Source organism: Chryseobacterium sp. Leaf405, assembly GCF_001425355.1.
GTDB lineage: Bacteria > Bacteroidota > Bacteroidia > Flavobacteriales > Weeksellaceae > Chryseobacterium.
The window spans coordinates 278,952-295,748 of the sequence record NZ_LMQN01000015.1 but is presented as its reverse complement, the minus strand read 5'-3'; the positions used below and the strand labels follow the sequence as shown (position 1 = coordinate 295,748).

Annotated in this window: 14 protein-coding genes and 1 tRNA gene; 12 read left to right on the top strand and 3 right to left on the bottom strand. The window is 33.5% G+C overall.

Features of this window, described 5'->3' with window-relative positions:
- Window positions 1–130: 130 nt before the first annotated feature.
- The 3 genes from ASG22_RS11115 to nadA all read left to right on the top strand — a co-directional run bounded on the left by ASG22_RS11115 (window position 131) and on the right by nadA (window position 2,751).
- Window positions 131–988, top strand: coding sequence for a YicC family protein (locus ASG22_RS11115; RefSeq protein WP_055984173.1), 858 nt, complete (start codon window positions 131–133; stop codon window positions 986–988).
- A gap of 70 nt (window positions 989–1,058) precedes the next feature.
- Window positions 1,059–1,631: a guanylate kinase gene (gmk, locus tag ASG22_RS11110; RefSeq protein WP_055984168.1), complete on the top strand. Its 573-nt coding sequence runs from the start codon at window positions 1,059–1,061 to the stop codon at window positions 1,629–1,631.
- A gap of 100 nt (window positions 1,632–1,731) precedes the next feature.
- The gene (gene nadA / locus ASG22_RS11105; protein WP_055984166.1) at window positions 1,732–2,751 is read left to right on the top strand and encodes a quinolinate synthase NadA; all 1,020 of its coding nucleotides are present in this window, start codon (window positions 1,732–1,734) and stop codon (window positions 2,749–2,751) included.
- A gap of 46 nt (window positions 2,752–2,797) precedes the next feature.
- On the opposite strand, the gene ASG22_RS11100 is transcribed toward nadA, so the two are convergent.
- Both ASG22_RS11100 and ASG22_RS11095 read right to left on the bottom strand, forming a co-directional pair.
- Window positions 2,798–3,010: a bacteriocin-like protein gene (locus tag ASG22_RS11100; protein WP_055984164.1), complete on the bottom strand. Its 213-nt coding sequence runs from the start codon at window positions 3,008–3,010 to the stop codon at window positions 2,798–2,800.
- Window positions 3,011–3,033: 23 nt separating this feature from the next.
- Window positions 3,034–3,216, bottom strand: coding sequence for a bacteriocin-like protein (locus tag ASG22_RS11095; RefSeq protein ID WP_055984162.1), 183 nt, complete (start codon window positions 3,214–3,216; stop codon window positions 3,034–3,036).
- Between the two features lie 58 nt (window positions 3,217–3,274).
- Here ASG22_RS11095 and folB point away from each other — a divergent pair, with 58 nt between their 5' ends.
- From folB to ASG22_RS11075, 4 genes are all read left to right on the top strand, one after another.
- Window positions 3,275–3,643 (top strand): dihydroneopterin aldolase, encoded by a 369-nt coding sequence (gene folB / locus ASG22_RS11090; RefSeq protein WP_055984160.1) that lies wholly within the window; start codon window positions 3,275–3,277, stop codon window positions 3,641–3,643.
- Between the two features lie 26 nt (window positions 3,644–3,669).
- Complete coding sequence (locus ASG22_RS11085) at window positions 3,670–5,034, top strand: DUF4403 family protein (RefSeq protein WP_055984156.1); 1,365 nt, start codon at window positions 3,670–3,672, stop codon at window positions 5,032–5,034.
- 158 nt (window positions 5,035–5,192) lie between these two features.
- A tRNA-Cys gene (locus ASG22_RS11080) sits at window positions 5,193–5,263 on the top strand.
- A gap of 284 nt (window positions 5,264–5,547) precedes the next feature.
- Window positions 5,548–6,297 (top strand): D-alanyl-D-alanine carboxypeptidase family protein, encoded by a 750-nt coding sequence (locus ASG22_RS11075; protein WP_055984153.1) that lies wholly within the window; start codon window positions 5,548–5,550, stop codon window positions 6,295–6,297.
- Between the two features lie 428 nt (window positions 6,298–6,725).
- On the opposite strand, the gene ASG22_RS11070 is transcribed toward ASG22_RS11075, so the two are convergent.
- Window positions 6,726–10,520, bottom strand: coding sequence for a fibronectin type III domain-containing protein (locus ASG22_RS11070; protein WP_185113808.1), 3,795 nt, complete (start codon window positions 10,518–10,520; stop codon window positions 6,726–6,728).
- A gap of 703 nt (window positions 10,521–11,223) precedes the next feature.
- Here ASG22_RS11070 and ASG22_RS11065 point away from each other — a divergent pair.
- The 5 genes from ASG22_RS11065 to ASG22_RS11045 all read left to right on the top strand — a co-directional run bounded on the left by ASG22_RS11065 (window position 11,224) and on the right by ASG22_RS11045 (window position 16,777).
- Complete coding sequence (locus tag ASG22_RS11065; RefSeq protein ID WP_055984145.1) at window positions 11,224–12,057, top strand: glycosyltransferase family 2 protein; 834 nt, start codon at window positions 11,224–11,226, stop codon at window positions 12,055–12,057.
- A gap of 790 nt (window positions 12,058–12,847) precedes the next feature.
- Window positions 12,848–13,387, top strand: a complete 540-nt coding sequence (locus ASG22_RS11060; protein WP_055984144.1) for a YMGG-like glycine zipper-containing protein — start codon at window positions 12,848–12,850, stop codon at window positions 13,385–13,387.
- A gap of 52 nt (window positions 13,388–13,439) precedes the next feature.
- On the top strand, window positions 13,440–15,080 hold the full coding sequence (locus tag ASG22_RS11055) for an LIC_10190 family membrane protein (RefSeq protein WP_055984142.1): 1,641 nt from the start codon (window positions 13,440–13,442) through the stop codon (window positions 15,078–15,080).
- Between the two features lie 44 nt (window positions 15,081–15,124).
- A complete protein-coding gene (gene aroC, locus ASG22_RS11050; protein ID WP_055984140.1) occupies window positions 15,125–16,195 on the top strand; it encodes a chorismate synthase in 1,071 nt (356 codons plus the stop codon).
- A gap of 18 nt (window positions 16,196–16,213) precedes the next feature.
- A complete protein-coding gene (locus tag ASG22_RS11045; protein ID WP_055984138.1) occupies window positions 16,214–16,777 on the top strand; it encodes a thioredoxin family protein in 564 nt (187 codons plus the stop codon).
- Window positions 16,778–16,797 lie beyond the last annotated feature (20 nt).

Sequence of the window (16,797 nt, the reverse complement as noted above, 5' to 3'; positions counted from 1 at the left end):
TTCATTCTTTTTTTGTGGCTTTTAATTAAAAAAATATGTTAGTAATTTTCTTTTGCATCTTTTGTGGCTAAAATTGAATATAGCGAATACATACACTTAAATGTTTATCTTTGTACAACAATAAAAAACTATGATTTTATCAATGACAGGCTTTGGTAGAGCCGAAGGTGTTTTCGAAGGGAAAAAGATTACCATCGATATTAAATCTTTGAACAGCAAAAGCTTTGATTTAAATATTAAAATTCCTTTACGCTATAAAGAAAAAGAATTTGAGATCAGAAAAATTCTAAGTGATAAACTCATTCGTGGAAAAGTAGACTGCTACGTCAATATAGAAAATCTTGAGGAGACAAATGATGTAAAAATCAATAAAGCTTTGATTGATTCTTATATGAATCAGCTTCGTGAAGTTGCTGCAGACGGACCGGATTTCGAATATCTGAAAATGGCGGTGAGACTTCCAGACGCTATCACTTCAAGACCAGACGAAATCTGTGAGGGTGAATGGGAAACATTGGCAGGTATTGTTCAAAATGCTGTTGAACGTTTTAAAGAATTCAGAACAACGGAGGGTAAAATTTTACATGAAGAATTGGAAAGAAATATCCAGAATATCGACAAATATTTGAATGAAGTTATTCCTTTTGAAGAAGAGAGAATTAATGCCGTAAAAGAGCGTTATCAAAAAACATTGAAAGAATTTGAAAATGTTGACGAAACCCGTTTCTACCAGGAAATGGCTTATTTTACAGAGAAATTGGATATTTCCGAGGAAAAAGTAAGACTGACTCAGCATTTGAAGTATTACAAAGAAGTAATGGATAATGAAGATTTCAACGGGAAAAAACTTGGTTTCATTTCTCAGGAAATCGGCCGCGAGATCAATACTTTAGGTTCAAAAGCCAATCATGCGGAAATCCAGAAATTAGTGGTGATGATGAAGGATGATCTGGAGAAAATTAAAGAACAGACGTTAAACGTTTTGTAAGTAAAGAAAAAGAGCCAGGTTAAAAGTAAAAAGTTGAATTAAATCAATTATAATTTATCTCTTATCATTTATGAATAAGGTTATCATATTTTCAGCACCGTCAGGAAGCGGAAAAACGACATTAGTAAAACATTCTCTGGAAGTTTTTAACGAACTGCAGTTCTCGATTTCATGCACAACGAGACAGCCGAGAGGAAGTGAAGTTCATGCGGTGGATTATCATTTTTTAAATCCTGATGAATTCAGACAGAAAATTTCGGAAGATGCTTTTGTAGAATTTGAAGAGGTTTATACTGATAAATATTATGGAACGTTGAAATCTGAAGTCGAAAAAATCTGGAATCAGGAAAAAGTGGTCATTTTCGATGTTGATGTGAAAGGCGGAATTTCCTTAAAAAAATATTTTGGAGAAAAAGCGCTGTCAATTTTCATTGAACCGCCTTCCATTGAGGAATTGGAACGAAGATTGATTTCAAGAGGTACGGATGATGCAGAAACGATCAAAACACGTGTAGAAAAGGCAGAAGAAGAACTATCTTATGCCAAAGAATTTGATAAAATCGTGATTAATTCCGATTTAGATATTGCAAAAAAAGAAATAGAAAGTTTAATAAAAAATTTTATAGAAGAAACTAGAAGTTAGAGATTAGAAGTTAGTAAAAAATGCTGGTACACTCTGTATTAAAAACTAAATTCTAATTTCTAAAATCTAACTTCTACAATCAAAAAACATTGAGGTTGATATGAGTACCGAAACATTAGAAAAAGCTAAATCTGCCATCCCTGTAAGAGGATTTCTGGATATAAAAGATTTGGTTATTCCTCAAGGAGAAGAGCTTGTACAGGCTATTCTTAAATTGAAAGAAGAGAAAAATGCGGTGATTTTAGCGCATTATTACCAACCTGGAGAAATTCAGGATATTGCTGATTTTCTGGGAGATTCCCTGCAATTGGCGAGACAGGCAAAAGATACCAATGCCGATATGATTGTATTCTGCGGAGTACATTTCATGGCAGAAGCAGCAAAAATTCTGAACCCGACGAAAAAAGTTGTTCTTCCCGACACCATGGCAGGATGTTCTTTGGCAGACGGCTGTTCAGGAGAAGGTTTGAGAAAAATGCGTGAGCAGCATCCAAATGCTTTAATCGCAACTTACATCAACTGTAACGCTGAAACGAAGGCTGAAAGTGATATTATCGTAACAAGCTCAAACGCTGAAACAGTGATTGAAGCGTTACCGAAAGACAGACCGATTATTTTCGCTCCTGATAAAAACCTGGGAAGATATTTGTCTCAAAAGACGGGTCGTGATATGATTCTTTGGGACGGAAGCTGTATCGTACATGAAGCGTTTTCTATGGAGAGAATTGCGCAGCAGATGGCAGATAATCCTGATGCTAAATTAATTGCACACCCGGAAAGTGAAGAATCTGTATTGAAGCTGGCTCATTTTATCGGATCAACTTCTGCTCTTCTGAACTATGTTGAACAGGAAGATTGTCAGAAATTTATCATTGCAACAGAAGAAGGAATTCTGCACGAAATGAGAAAACGTGCTCCACACAAAGAACTGATTCCGGCTTTAGTATTTGACGAAAGCTGTAACTGTTCGGAATGTTTCTACATGAAACGTAATACAATGGAAAAACTGTATTTATGTATGAAATACGAACTTCCGGAGATTCTTATTGATGAAGATTTAAGATTGAGAGCTTTGAAACCTATTGAAGCCATGCTTGATCTTTCGAAAAGTATAAAATAAATCAAAAGCACTGTAAAAACAGTGCTTTTTTCTTTTAGCTTTAAACTTATAAATCAATTGTAATAGGAACAAAACATTCTGTATTTACAAGAACACAATTTCTGCAAGTTTCCGGAAGTGCCCAATATGCTTCACAAGAATGAGTATCATTAGGTCCAAAAGCCCCTGTCGGACAACCGTTACAGTGCGAAATAGGAGGAATTCCCGCTCCATTGATCTGTTCTAAATTTCTTCTGTTTAACTTTTTTAAATTTTTCATAATTAAGTTTTAAAATCGTATAATTATGGATTAATATCCTGACAAAATGGATAATTTGAAGAGACAAGACATATTTTACGCCCTTTGAAATCTGTACACCATGCACAGCCTGCAGGTCCACAATCTAAATCAATCTGACAGTCATCGCCTGCCCCTTCCTGAATTGTTTTTAAATTTGATCTGTTTAATTTTTTAAGATTTTTCATAGTATTTTAATTTATTTGGTAATTAAATATAATACTTTTGTTTAGATAAAAATCAACAATGAGCAAAATATATCTCGAAGATGTGAAAATATATGCCTATCACGGCGTTTTACCGGAAGAAAATATTATCGGCACGTATTACATTTTAAATCTCGAAATTCATACTGATCTGTGGAAAGCAGCAGAATCAGACGATCTGAATGACACGATAAGTTATTCAGATATTAATGAAATCCTCCACAATGAAATGAAAATGAAGTCGAAGTTACTGGAACATGTTGCGGGAAGAATTATTTCTAAAATTCATGAAAAATTCAGCCAGATTTCTTATATCAAATTAAAAATTACCAAAACGGCACCACCAATGCAGGGCGAAATGAGAGGTGCAAGCATCGAACTAGAACAGAGCTTTAAACCTGAAAATTAATTCTTTAATTAAAAAAAGAAAACACTTTGAAATTTATCAAAATAATATTTTTATTAGGGTTCATCAATATTTTCGGACAAAATAATCCCGAAAATCAATTGGCAAGTTACAACTTTCCGAAAGTTAAATCCAGTATCACGATGCCGGTGGCCATTCCGCTTTCGGAGATCAGCAATATGATCAATGCTTCGGTAAAAGAATTGATTTATCAGGACGATTCTTACACCGATAACAACAATGACCAATTTAAAGTAAAAGTCTGGAAAACCAACCCGATAAGGCTTATAGGCGGAACAAATCACAATATTCTGATTGAAGTTCCTTTGAAAATATGGGCTGAGAAAGGCATCGGAACTTTAGGGCTGTATACCTATCAGAATACAACTTTTGAAACGGTGATGTCTTTCAGTACGAGTTTAAATTTTAAAAATAACTGGACAATCGACACCTATACGAAGCCAAATGGTTTTACCTGGGTTAAAAAACCTGTGCTGGATTATGGAAGAATACAGATTCCGATTACTTCTTTGGTTGAAAAAAGTTTGATAGAACAACAGGAAAAATTCTGTAAAACAATAGATCAACAGCTGGCTACTCAATTAAATTTCCAGCAATATGCGGTAATGGCTTGGAATGTTTTTGCCAATCCTTTCAATATATCTGAAGAGTATAATACGTGGCTGAAGGTAAGCCCGATCAGTGTAAATATCACTCCGCTTAAATTTTATGCAAACCAAATTAACACCGATATTGGCATTGATGTATATTCTGAGACTTTTACAGGCACTAAGCCAACATCTTCACCTGCTGTAAAAAATGCGTCAGACTTTACCCCTATTTCTGTTTTACCTGATAAATTTTCACTTCAGACAACAGCTAATATTCCTTTTTCTGAAGCTACGAACATTGCACGAAATATGTTCCTTAATAAGGATTACGATGTGAGAGGATCGAAAGTGAAAATTACGGACATAAAAGTATACGGAGTTGATGACAGAGTGATGATCGAGGCGCAGACAGAAGGCTATGTAAACGGTAAAGCTTTTATTTCCGGGATTCCTGTGTATGATGAAACGAAGAAAAAAATTGTTTTGTCGAATACGAAATTTAATCTGAAAACAGCGAATTTCTTACAAAAAACCGCTACTCTATTATTTAAAGGCAAGATTATAAAAATGATCGAAGATGAGTACGGAATTCCAACTCAGGATCTTGAAAATACTTCCAAAAAAAGCATTGAAGAAGCTTTTAACAAAGAATATTATAAAGGCTTAAAAATGAGTGGCAGAGTTTTTAATCTTAAACCCAGCAAAATTCTTTTGAATCCGTCAGGCATTACGGCTGTTATTGATACCAATGCTACTTTAAGACTGATGCTGAACGGAATATGAATATCTAAAGAAATTATGCCATTTAAAACTCATATTTATTTAACTGAAAGACAGTCTATAAGCTGAATAAAAGGTAATAAATCACAAGAAATTGTCTAAAAAAATTTTGTTGAATAATATATTTTACTATATTTGCACACCTCAAAAATGGTAAAAACGGTGCTTTGGCCGAGCGGCTAGGCAGTGGTCTGCAACACCATCTACAGCGGTTCGAATCCGCTAGGCACCTCGTAAAATCCCTATTCTATTATTAGTTTAGGGATTTTTTATTCTACCTATTCCGTATTTCTATTTCAGCAAATTTCCTAAAAATTTTAATGATCTCATTTACATGAATTTATTATGTAAATTTGACCAAGCTAACAACGATAAAAATTACTATTAAATACAATTTAATAAGAAAATTATTATATATAAAATATTTTTACATGAATAATTTATATAAAAGTAATAATTAAAATTAATGAGTTTACTAGTGAATTTTATCAAACACCTAACTCAAAATACTGCATCATGAAAACGCCATTACTTCCAATAGATATACTTTCTATTTACAAAAACAGCCTTGGAGATTTATTGCCATTACCTAAAAGAATGGCTAAATGCACACCTGATACTTTTTCCTCAATTTTTAATATTGCTAAAGAGGTTAAATCAAAAGGTGGAAAGTTGATATTAAGTGATTTGTTCAGGAGCTATGAAATGCAGATGCAATCACACAATGATTATATTTCCGGTAAGAAAAAAGCATTCAGTCCACCTCCGGGAGGAAGTTTTCACGAATCTGGAAGAGCGTTTGATCTTGATTTATCAGCTATAAAAATTCCTTTATCTGAATTTTGGTCAATTGCTAAAAAATACGGAGTTGTTCCCATTATAGACAAACCTAACAAAGGTACATCAGAAGCGTGGCATTTCGAATGCAGAGCGAGCCATCAGATCGTTTACAATTATTATTTGAATGGTAACGGAACCAATTTAACGCCTTATAAAGCCGCTGCTGCAAGTGCCATCCTAACCGTGGGTGTACAGGTTGATTTGTTTGAAGAAAATCAAAAGCAGGCGATGATTCAATGCAATTTAATAAGACTCGGAAAAATTCTTGGAAATATCGATGGCAATATTGGTAAGAAAACACAGGCAGCATTGGCAGAATTTGGAATTAAGTACAGCCCGTCTCATATTGATAACATCTTAATAGAAACCGAAAATCTTGTTCAGGAAAAATTTTCAAAAGAATATCCTACTGCAATCATATCGTAAAAAAACCTCTCGAATCGAGAGGCAAACTGTACTGAGACATAAACATGTTATGTATCGTATAAAATTAAAAATTATGCGGATCAAATTTTATGACTTAAATCAATAAAAAAAATCCCCGGATTGCTCCGAGGATTAAAAACTAATAACCATGAAAACTCAAATTAAACATGAGTGACTGCAAATGTATGAAATGTATTTTTTTTACAAAATTATAATCGTCACAAATCTCATTAATTAACAAATTTTCACATATTAACTCCACTTTTAATGATTGCATAAAACACCTATGTTTCATTACAAAGCAATAAACAAAGCAAATAACCGGAATATATTAATTTTAGCAGCTTTTACGCTTTTCTTAAAAAATCACAAAAAAAATAGACTCTCATTTCTGAGAGCCTATTTTTTATATTCTGAAATTTATTTACTTATTCTTTGATAAATTTCTTCTGTGCCGATTGATTCGTACCTTGAGTATCATCAATATCAATCACATAAATTCCGTTAATTAATTGACCTACATCGATCTTATTGTTCAGGATAATGCCTGTTGCAACAACCTGTCCCGCTGCATTGTAAATCTTAAAGTTTGCTTTTCTACTGATATTTCTAACATTAAGAACTGTTTTTACCGGGTTAGGGAAAATAGTAATCTCATCCTGATTGATTCCATTTGGAATAATAGGCTTAGAAATTCTTACAGTGTAATCTTCAACTTCACCATCCGAGAAGTTTGCGCAGTTTACCGGAATTCCGTCTTTCTGTAAAGCGACTCTCATCACTACATATTTGAAATCCACTAAACTAATGAATGCGTCAGACGGTACAGAGAATGTTCCGCTTACCACATCATTTGTGCTTGGTGCGGATACTAATATTCTTTCATTAATATCAAAATATCCGTTTCTGTTGAAGTCAATCCAAACTGCGACACCTGAATTTCCTGTTCCCTTTTTATCAATCGTAATCTGGTTATCAGATGAACCTTGAATCATTTCGATAAACTTCGTGCTATCACCAGTATAATCACTGTAACTTGAAGCAAGAGATACGTTAGCCTTTTCAGGTTTACCATTTGGTTTTACAGTTACTTTAGAAATATAATTTGTAAAAGTCGTTGAAGACATTTGGCAGTATACCACTGTAGGTGTTGTAAAGAAATATGGTAATGTATAATTTCCAGGAGTTCCTCCACATATATTGGCTACCTGCATTTCGTATTGAGTCAATTCTAAAAGACCCGTTATTGTATATGTATTTGTAGAAACTGTAACCGTTGTCCAGCTCGGAATACCTACTTTTCTATATCTAAGAACATAACCCGTTGCAGCAGCTAATGGATCCCATGTAACTTCTGCCGTTGTTGGCGTAATATTTACAATTGTAAGTCCCGGAGGAGCAATATCACAAGTTCTGTCTGTTACGAATACTTTAGGATTAGACCATGGGTTCAATGTACTGTCTGTATCACACATATTAGCAACTTCTACATCATACGAAGTATAAACGCTAAGACCTGATAATAAGTAAGAGTTTCCTGAACCTACCGGTACCGCAATAGGAGTTCCCCATCCAGCATTACCACTTCCTGTAAGTCTGTATCTGATAAAATAATGAGAACCTGCAGCCACTGGTGCCCAGCTGATTAAAGCTGAAGTAGTGCCAATATTAGTAACCGTCACACTTGGAGGCGTAGGATCACATTTCGTTGTAAAGGTATTATGAGAAGATGTTCCTTGAGTACCATTACAAACTGCGGTAATTTCTACCTCATATAAAGTTGCAGATAATAATCCTGTTAAAGTAGTAGTATTTGTAGGCTGTGGATAAGGAACTGCTGCAACACTTACAGTCTGCCATGCCGCTCCTGTTCCCTGAGGTCTATATCTAACAATATAACTTGCACCTCCGGTGTCCTGTGGCCATTGCAATACTGCTGAATTATAAGTAGGCGTACCAACAACTGTTACAACAGGAGTTGCTGTGCTACAAATACGAATGTTGATATTATCAATTGCTATCGGAGGCTGAGTTCCCCCACCTGAGTCATTTGTCCATTCAAATACAAGACGCATTGTAGTACCTGCAAAACTTGATAAATCCTGGGTAGCATTAAAATAAGTCTGCCAAGTAGTCTGCTGATTGTAATTATTTCCGATCTGAATTCTTCCTGTTCCTGCACCAATTTGATTACCCGGTGTAGGAGTAAATGTAGAAGCCGGAACCAACCAAACTCTTAAATAGTCCCAACTAGATTCACCAGCGCCTTTCCAATCAAAAGAGAAAGTAGCAGTAGTTGTTCCTGCAGGAATAGCGATGTCTCTAAAAGCATGTACATAACTCGTTGATGAAGTATTATAAGCATTAGTAGTTCCTGTAGTATTAGAAATATATAAAGAATTCCCAGTATTACCAGTTGCACTGCCATACGCCCATTTATTAGTCTGAGTACCATTAAATAACGCTAAGTCATTCCCCGTAGTAAATTGCTGAATATAAGGAATGGTAGCCGGAATTTGTGTCGTTGTGAAACTAGGCCCTGCAATCCAGAAACTCGTATCTGTTCCTGCACATACAGAACGTACCCAGAAATAATATGTAGTAAGAGGAGTTAAAGGTGTTAATGTAAACGTAGTTCCTGTAGTAGTATAACTTGGCAAGGTTCCTACAGTAGGAGGCGTATTTGTCGTTGACATATAAATCTGATATCCTCCAACTGGAGCCGGCGTTGGAGCTGTCCAATTGATTGATGCAATATTTGATCCCGTTGAAACTACCTGAATATTGGTAGGAACTTTACATGTAGGAATACTTAAATTAATATTATCAATCGCTGCAGGAGGCTGTGTTCCACCTGTTGTATCATTGGTCCATTCAAATACAAGTCTCATCAAACCACTTGTTGCAAAAGTTGATAAATTTAATGATGTATTTAAATAAGACTGCCAAGTTGTTTGTTGATTGAAATTTCCTCCAACCTGAATTCTTCCTCCTCCAGCGGTAATAGCCGTTCCTGCAGTTGGCACGTAAGTAATGGGTACCATCCAAACTTTTAAGAAATCCCAGTTAGATTCACCAGCACCCTTCCAATCGAATGATAAAGCAGCATCCGTAGTTCCGGCAGGAACGATAAGATCTCTGAATGCATGAACAAAGTTACTTGTTGAAGTACCTGTTGTATAAGCATTTGCTGTCCCGTTATTATTTGATATATAAAGCGAGTTCGCTGGATTTCCTGTCGCTGAACCGTAAGCCCATTTATTGGTCATAGTTCCATTCGCAAGCTGTAGATCATTTCCCGTACTAAAGTTCTGTGTGTAAGGAATCGTACCAGGTACCTGAGTCGTTGAAAAACTAGGCCCTGCAGTCCATAAACTTTTATCTGTCCCGCTACATATAGAACGCACCCACCAATAATAAGTTGTAGCCGCAGTTAAACCTGCTGGGTTAGCAGTTGTTCCCGCATTAGCTACCCCAGGTGTTGCGTTTGTAGGAGCAGTATTTGTAGTACTAAGATAATATTCATATCCAACTCCCGGTGTAGGAGTAGGTGCTGTCCATGATAATGTTGCAGTATTAGTTCCAACAGTAGGCACCGCTAATGCAGATGGTATAATACAAGTTGGAATACTCATATTAATATTATCAACTGCCGCTGGAGGCTGTGTTCCAAAAAGGTCATCATTTGTCCATTCAAAAACAAGTCTCATTACCCCAGAAGTAGCATAAGCACTAATATCTAATGTATTTGTACTATAATTCTGCCATGTAGACTGTTGACCGAACTCTCCTACACGGAATCTTCCGGTTGCAGCAGTAATATTCGTACCTACAGTTGGCGTGAAAGTATTTGGAACCAACCAAACTCTTAAATAATCCCAACCTGACTCTCCTACTGCTTTCCAATCGAATGAAAAACTGGCAATAGTAGAACCTGCAGGAATAGCAATATCCCTGTACGCATGCACAATACTCGTCTGACTAGTTGAATATGCATTCGCTGTTCCGTTATTCGAGATGTAAAGAGAACTACCTGTGTTACCTGTAGCAGAACCATACACCCACTTATTTGTTACTGTTCCATTCACCAGTGTGAAATCATTCGCAGTTGTAAAGTTCTGAGAATAAGGTAAAGGAGCGGGTGTTTGACCGTAGACATCCGGTATGGCGCCTAAGTTGAGCAAACACAGAAGAAGTACTAAAAATGTAGAAATTTTCTTCATAAGTTTTAATTTAATATTAATCATTGCAAATCTAATTCGTTTTTTACTAATATATAGTATAATTATTCATATTTTTTATATCGGTTCCTGTAATTTTCGAGTAAGAATTCAGTGAAATTATCATTTAAAGTTATTCAGGACAAACGTCTTGTATCTGATAATATTATCTATTCTTCAATTTATTACTCAATTATCATAATCCTATTATTAAATATTGAATATTAATTATTTAAATAACATCAACGATAACTTGTACAAAAATTTTATTTTAAGATTTTTTAATAGACTATTAACATTTTATCAGAAATTTTTCTTTAAAATTGGCAAATATTATAAAATAGCAATTGCAATTAAAAAAGACATCTTTTAAAGAGATCCTGAAACAAAAGATGAAAAATTTTATATATAATGATATAAATATGTCACAACATAATATGAATATTTTTTATGATTTCTGTCACATTTGAAAACCCATTTTAATATTATAAATTACTGCCCCTTTAAAATGAAGTTTAAATGTAATAATTAAACAAAATATTTTTAAATTAAAAGGATTGCAGATGAATTATTGTAGATAAAAAAATAAATATTTAAGTCAATTTCCATAAAATATTCTAAAAAAATTAAAAAAACATTTATTTAAATCATAACATTATACAATTTTAATTTATAAATTTGACATACAAATTTTAATCTATAAACAGTGAATAAAATTTCAATTCTTGTGGCAAATTATAACAACGGGAGATATTTCAAAGATTGTTATGATTCGCTGATAAGCCAAAGCTATGATAATTGGGAAGTGATCGTTGTAGACGATTGCTCAACCGATGATTCTGTAAAAATTGTTAAAGAGCTTATTAAAAATGACACGCGTTTCAAACTTTATGAAAATGAAGTCAACAAAGGATGTGGCTATACAAAAGCAAAATGCGCAGAACTCGCAACTGGAGATTTTCTGGCCTATTTAGATCCGGATGATGCTCTATTTGATTATTCAATAGAATGCTGCTTAGAAAAATTTCAAAAAAACAATAAAATAGTCGCTGTCTATTCTCAATTGATGTTTTGCGATGAAAATTTAAATCATAAAACAATTTTCAACAAAATAAAACAGATTCACAATAATCAATTTTTTTTTAATTGTCCTATCCAGATTTCAGCTTTTTTTGTTTTCAAAAGAGAAGCATACTTAAAAACGGAAGGCATAGACCCTAACTTAAGAACTGCAGTAGATCAAGATCTATATCTAAAAATTCTGGAAATTGGTGATGCAAAATTCATAGAAGAGCCTCTTTATAGATACAGACTTCATTCTCAGGGCATCTCGCAATCTGCCTCTAAAGGTAAAGCAAAAGAATCTTTTGCTAAAGTTATTCATCAGGCGATGAAAAGAAGAAGAATTGAAAAAATTCAAAACAAAAATGTACCGGAACATTATACTAATGCCGACGACATATACAATCTGCTCAGCTATCAAACCAAAATACCTTATAGGCTGATAAGTAAAATAAAAACCGCTTTTACTACAATTTAAATTAAAAACTCCTCATTAAGTGAGGAGTTTTTTAAAAAAAGTATGGGTCTAAAAAGTGTACTTCAATTATTGATGGTAAAATTCAATTTCTTAATCTTACTAAATTCAAAGATATCAAACCCTTACGTTAGATATTATGAGCTAAATCATAAACAAAAATTTCACTAATAAAACAAGCCCCCTTTGCAGGAGGCTATAAAAACACAAATGATGAAAAAAATCTATTCAGAATAATCTGAACAGAACTTTTACATAGCGTAAAAGCTATTATATCTTCTTTACATTACTCTTTTCCAGTACGGAACTTCATAATTCATAAAATAAAATTCAGATCGACAACTTCTCTTTTTGAGAATTGCTAGAGTCCAAAGGTAATAAGCATTAATGAAATAAACAAAACTTGATTATCGGAAAAATCAAAAATTTCTACGATGAATAACTGACTTTACTTATTACAATCTATCAAAAATTTGAAATTTATATCTAAAACTAGTGAATAAATAAATTATGATTTTTTTAATTTTATCACGTTATCTTAATGATCAATTTAAAATTTCATCAGGATAGAATAAAAATGAGTCTCCATATCCATTTATAATTAAAAATTCAATTTTACTAAATCTAATCAATTGAAAATCATTCCTGAAAACAATTGTGTGAACTTTTTGAATAAAAAAAATATTACATGAATACCACATTTTAACATTAATTAACATAATGTGGCTTCATAATTGAAAATAATATATCATCAAAAGTAATTTTTGATTAATAGCCCTTTAAAATTTGAATTATGAAAAGTATAGTTTTAACAGGTTTACTGTCAGTTTTTTTACTGACATCCTGCAAGAAGGACGATAGTGTAGCTGAAAAATCTTTGGAACAACAAAAATTGGAATTCCAGACAAGACAGCTTGATATTGAAAAACAAAAATTAGCTATCGAGAAAGAGAAAATGGCATACGAGGCACAGAAAAAAGCAGACAGTATGGTTGAAGTTGAAAAAGCAAAAACCGCTGCAGCCAATTCTAAACCTCAGGTGATTAGAGAGACTCATACAGTATACAGAGACAGACCAAGCCAAAGCTCAAGCAGCGGATCAACTGCAAGTAACGGAACTTCATCTCAAACCACAGCAAAGAAAAAAGGAATGAGTGAAGCAGCAAAAGGTACTATTATCGGTGCTGTAGGAGGTGCTGCATTGGGTGCTATTGTTAACAAGAAAAGTCCGGGTGCCGGTGCTGCTATTGGTGGTGTTATCGGAGGTGCAACGGGATATACTTTAGGTAGATCGCAAGATAGAAAAAGCGGTAGAGTTCAACCAAGAAATTGATTATTTTTACTATAACAAAGAAAGATTGCTTATTTTTAAGCAATCTTTTTTTATGTTTTTACTTCTGCTTTCAACGATTTTTCTTATTCCTGTTTTAATGGGTTTTGGTAGAATCATAGAAAAATTTTCAAGAATTTTAATTGATGGAATTTCAGGAAAAATACTATCTGGGATTTTGGGAATCAGTTTAAGCTGGACAGTTGTTGCATTTTTTATCCCTTTAAATCTTTGTGTAGAAATTCCTACTATTTTATTAGGATTGATTTATTTTTTCAAGGATAAATTATATCAGGAATTTTGCAGTTTTTCAAAGAAAGAATATTCGCTGTTTTTAATTGTTTCATTAATAATTTTATTTTGCGGTTCTTTCTATCCTTATATATTAGACCATTTCGGATATTATATTCCCACCATAAAATGGCTAACAGAATTTGGTTTAATTAAAGGGATCTCCAATCTTGATCTTACGTTGGGACAAATGTCGATCTGGCATGTTTTTCAGTCTGGATTTTCTAATTTTTCTGATCCGTTTTTAAGGATGAATTCAATTTTATTAATTGTTTATACTTTATATATTATAGAAAACAAAAGCTGGATTCAGTTATGTTTCGTGCCTGTTTTACTCTTATTTTCACAATCTCCAAGTCCAGATTTACCGGTAATTATTTTTTCATTGATTATTTTAAAGGAAATTTTAAAAGAAAATAAACAAACTTCCCTCCTATTTGCCTTTTCAATTTTTGTATTTGCCATAAAACCAACGATGATTTGGCTTCCGATTTTGGCTTTTCTTTATTGCATCTTTATTATTAAATCAAATTTTAAAAATCTGATTCCGGGAATTTTAATCGCTTCATTATTTTTCATTAAAAACATTTACACTTTTGGCTACCCGATTTTCCCGGTATCAATCCTAGATTTCGCTGTGAGCTGGAAACCCAATCCTGAAGTGCTAAAAACTTCTTCGCAATATGCCATTCTGAAAACCTACGACATGCAATATTCTTATCAGGAAATTCAGAAATTTTCGGAACTGGACTATATTAAAAATTGGTTATTTCTAGAAGGAATTAAATCTAAAATCAATATTCTTTTGATCTCAAGTTTAATGATTTTCATAGTTTTTACTTTTACTAAAAAAAATAAAATCATCAGCTTAATTTGTATTTCAATTATCATTAAAAGTATTTTAGTTCTACTTTTTTCGGCTCAGTACAGATTTTTCATTGATGTGTTTTTTGTAATATTCTTTGTAATATTCATTCATTATTTTAATCAAAAAAAATCAGTTGCAGTATTTTCTGTTTTAAGTATAATTTTCATCAGCTTTTTAATTTTACCGAATATTCTTCAGACTTATTTACCAAGTTTCAAGCTCGGAAATTTCATGGGAAAATTTGAAGCAAAACAATTATACAAACCTTCAACTTACGATTATAATAGGTTTAATTCTTATCACATCGGGAATTTAAATTTTAATCTTTCAAGAAAATATCCTTATAATTTCGACACTCCACTTCCCGCTATTTCAGAAAGTTATATTTTTGATGATGTCAAAGCCGGAATTTTTCCGCAACTCATCAACGAAAAAAATATCAAAAAAGGATTTATCTGGAAAAAATTAAACCAGAAAGAGAAAAAACAAGCTGAAAACATTATCAATTCTATCAACAATTCGTATAAACAGAACTAATTTCTGAGCCTTTCTATCTGAAGAAAAAGCCGTAAATTTGTGTCATGTTAAATACTTTAGGTAATCTTCTCAGCCTTACAACATTTGGAGAGAGTCATGGTCTGGCTTACGGTGGAATCATCAATAATTTTCCGGCAGGTTTAACGGTCGATTTCGATAAAATTCAATACGAATTGGATCGTAGAAAACCCGGTCAATCCGCAATTGTAACCCAGAGAAAAGAAAGTGACACCGTAAAATTTCTTTCAGGAATTTTTGACGGAAAAACAACCGGAACTCCCATTGGCTTTATGATTGAAAACGAAAATCAGAAATCAAAAGATTATGATCACATCGCCAATTCTTATCGTCCGAGTCATGCCGATTTTACGTATGATCAGAAATATGGCTTAAGAGATTATCGCGGTGGCGGAAAATCTTCTGCAAGAGAAACTATCAATTGGGTCGTTGCCGGAGCTTTAGCAAAACAGTTTTTATCAGATATTGAAATTAACGCTTACGTCTCTTCTGTTGGCGACATTTTCTGTGAAAAACCTTATCAGGCATTGGATTTTTCTAAAACAGAAAGCAATGAAGTTCGTTGTCCTGATGCAGAAACTGCCGAAAAGATGATCCAGAGAATCAAAGAGATTAAGAAAGAAGGAAACACGATTGGCGGAACGATTACTTGCGTGATTAAAAACGTTCCTGTAGGAATGGGTGAACCGGTTTTCTCAAAACTTCAGGCAGAATTTGGAAAAGCAATGCTTAATATCAACGCTGCAAAAGGTTTTGAATATGGAAGCGGATTCTGCGGTGCAAAAATGACGGGAAGCGAGCACAACGATCTTTTCAATGAAGATTTTACAACAAAATCCAATCTTTCAGGAGGAATTCAGGGAGGAATTTCTAATGGAATGGATATTTATTTCCGTGTTGCTTTCAAACCTGTCGCAACGATTTTAAGACCTCAGGAAAGTATTGACAAAGACGGGAATTCTGTAATTGTAGAAGGAAAAGGACGTCACGATGCGTGTGTACTTCCGAGAGCCGTTCCTGTGGTTGAAAGTTTAGCGGCTTTTGTGTTGGCAGATTTATTTCTGATCAATAAAACAAGAAATATCAATAATTTTTAAATATAAATATTTTTAGTAATGGAAAATTACTGGGAAAAAAGTATCTCTTTTGAAGAGTATCTTGAAATAGGAAAACAACGATTAGCAAATCCTGCATCTCAACAGGAAATCGATTATAAACATTATTACGAACTTGGACTTCAGAGAATCGACAGAACATTGAAAAAATATGTTTTAGATGAAGAGCAACTCAAAGAATTGGATTCTAAGAATTTCGACGGAAAAATTTTAATTATTTCAGAAGTTTGGTGTGGCGATGCAAGCTCTACGGTTCCTGCTTTGGTTAAATTTTTTGAAGGTAAAAACGAGGTTAGAATTTTCTTGAGAGACAGCGATAAAAGTTTAATCAATCAATTCCAGACCAACGGAACTGAATCCATACCGAAAGTTATTATCTTGGATAAAGATTTTAACGTAAAAAATTCTTGGGGACCGCGTCCGAAATACGGAAAAGAATTGCTAATGAAATACAAAGCAGATCCGGAAACTTATACAAAAGATCAGTTTTATAATGATTTGCAGTTATATTATGCAAAGAACAGAGGGAAAGACGCTGTTCAGGAAATTTTAGAACTGTTGTAATTTTTAATTACTAATTTGCT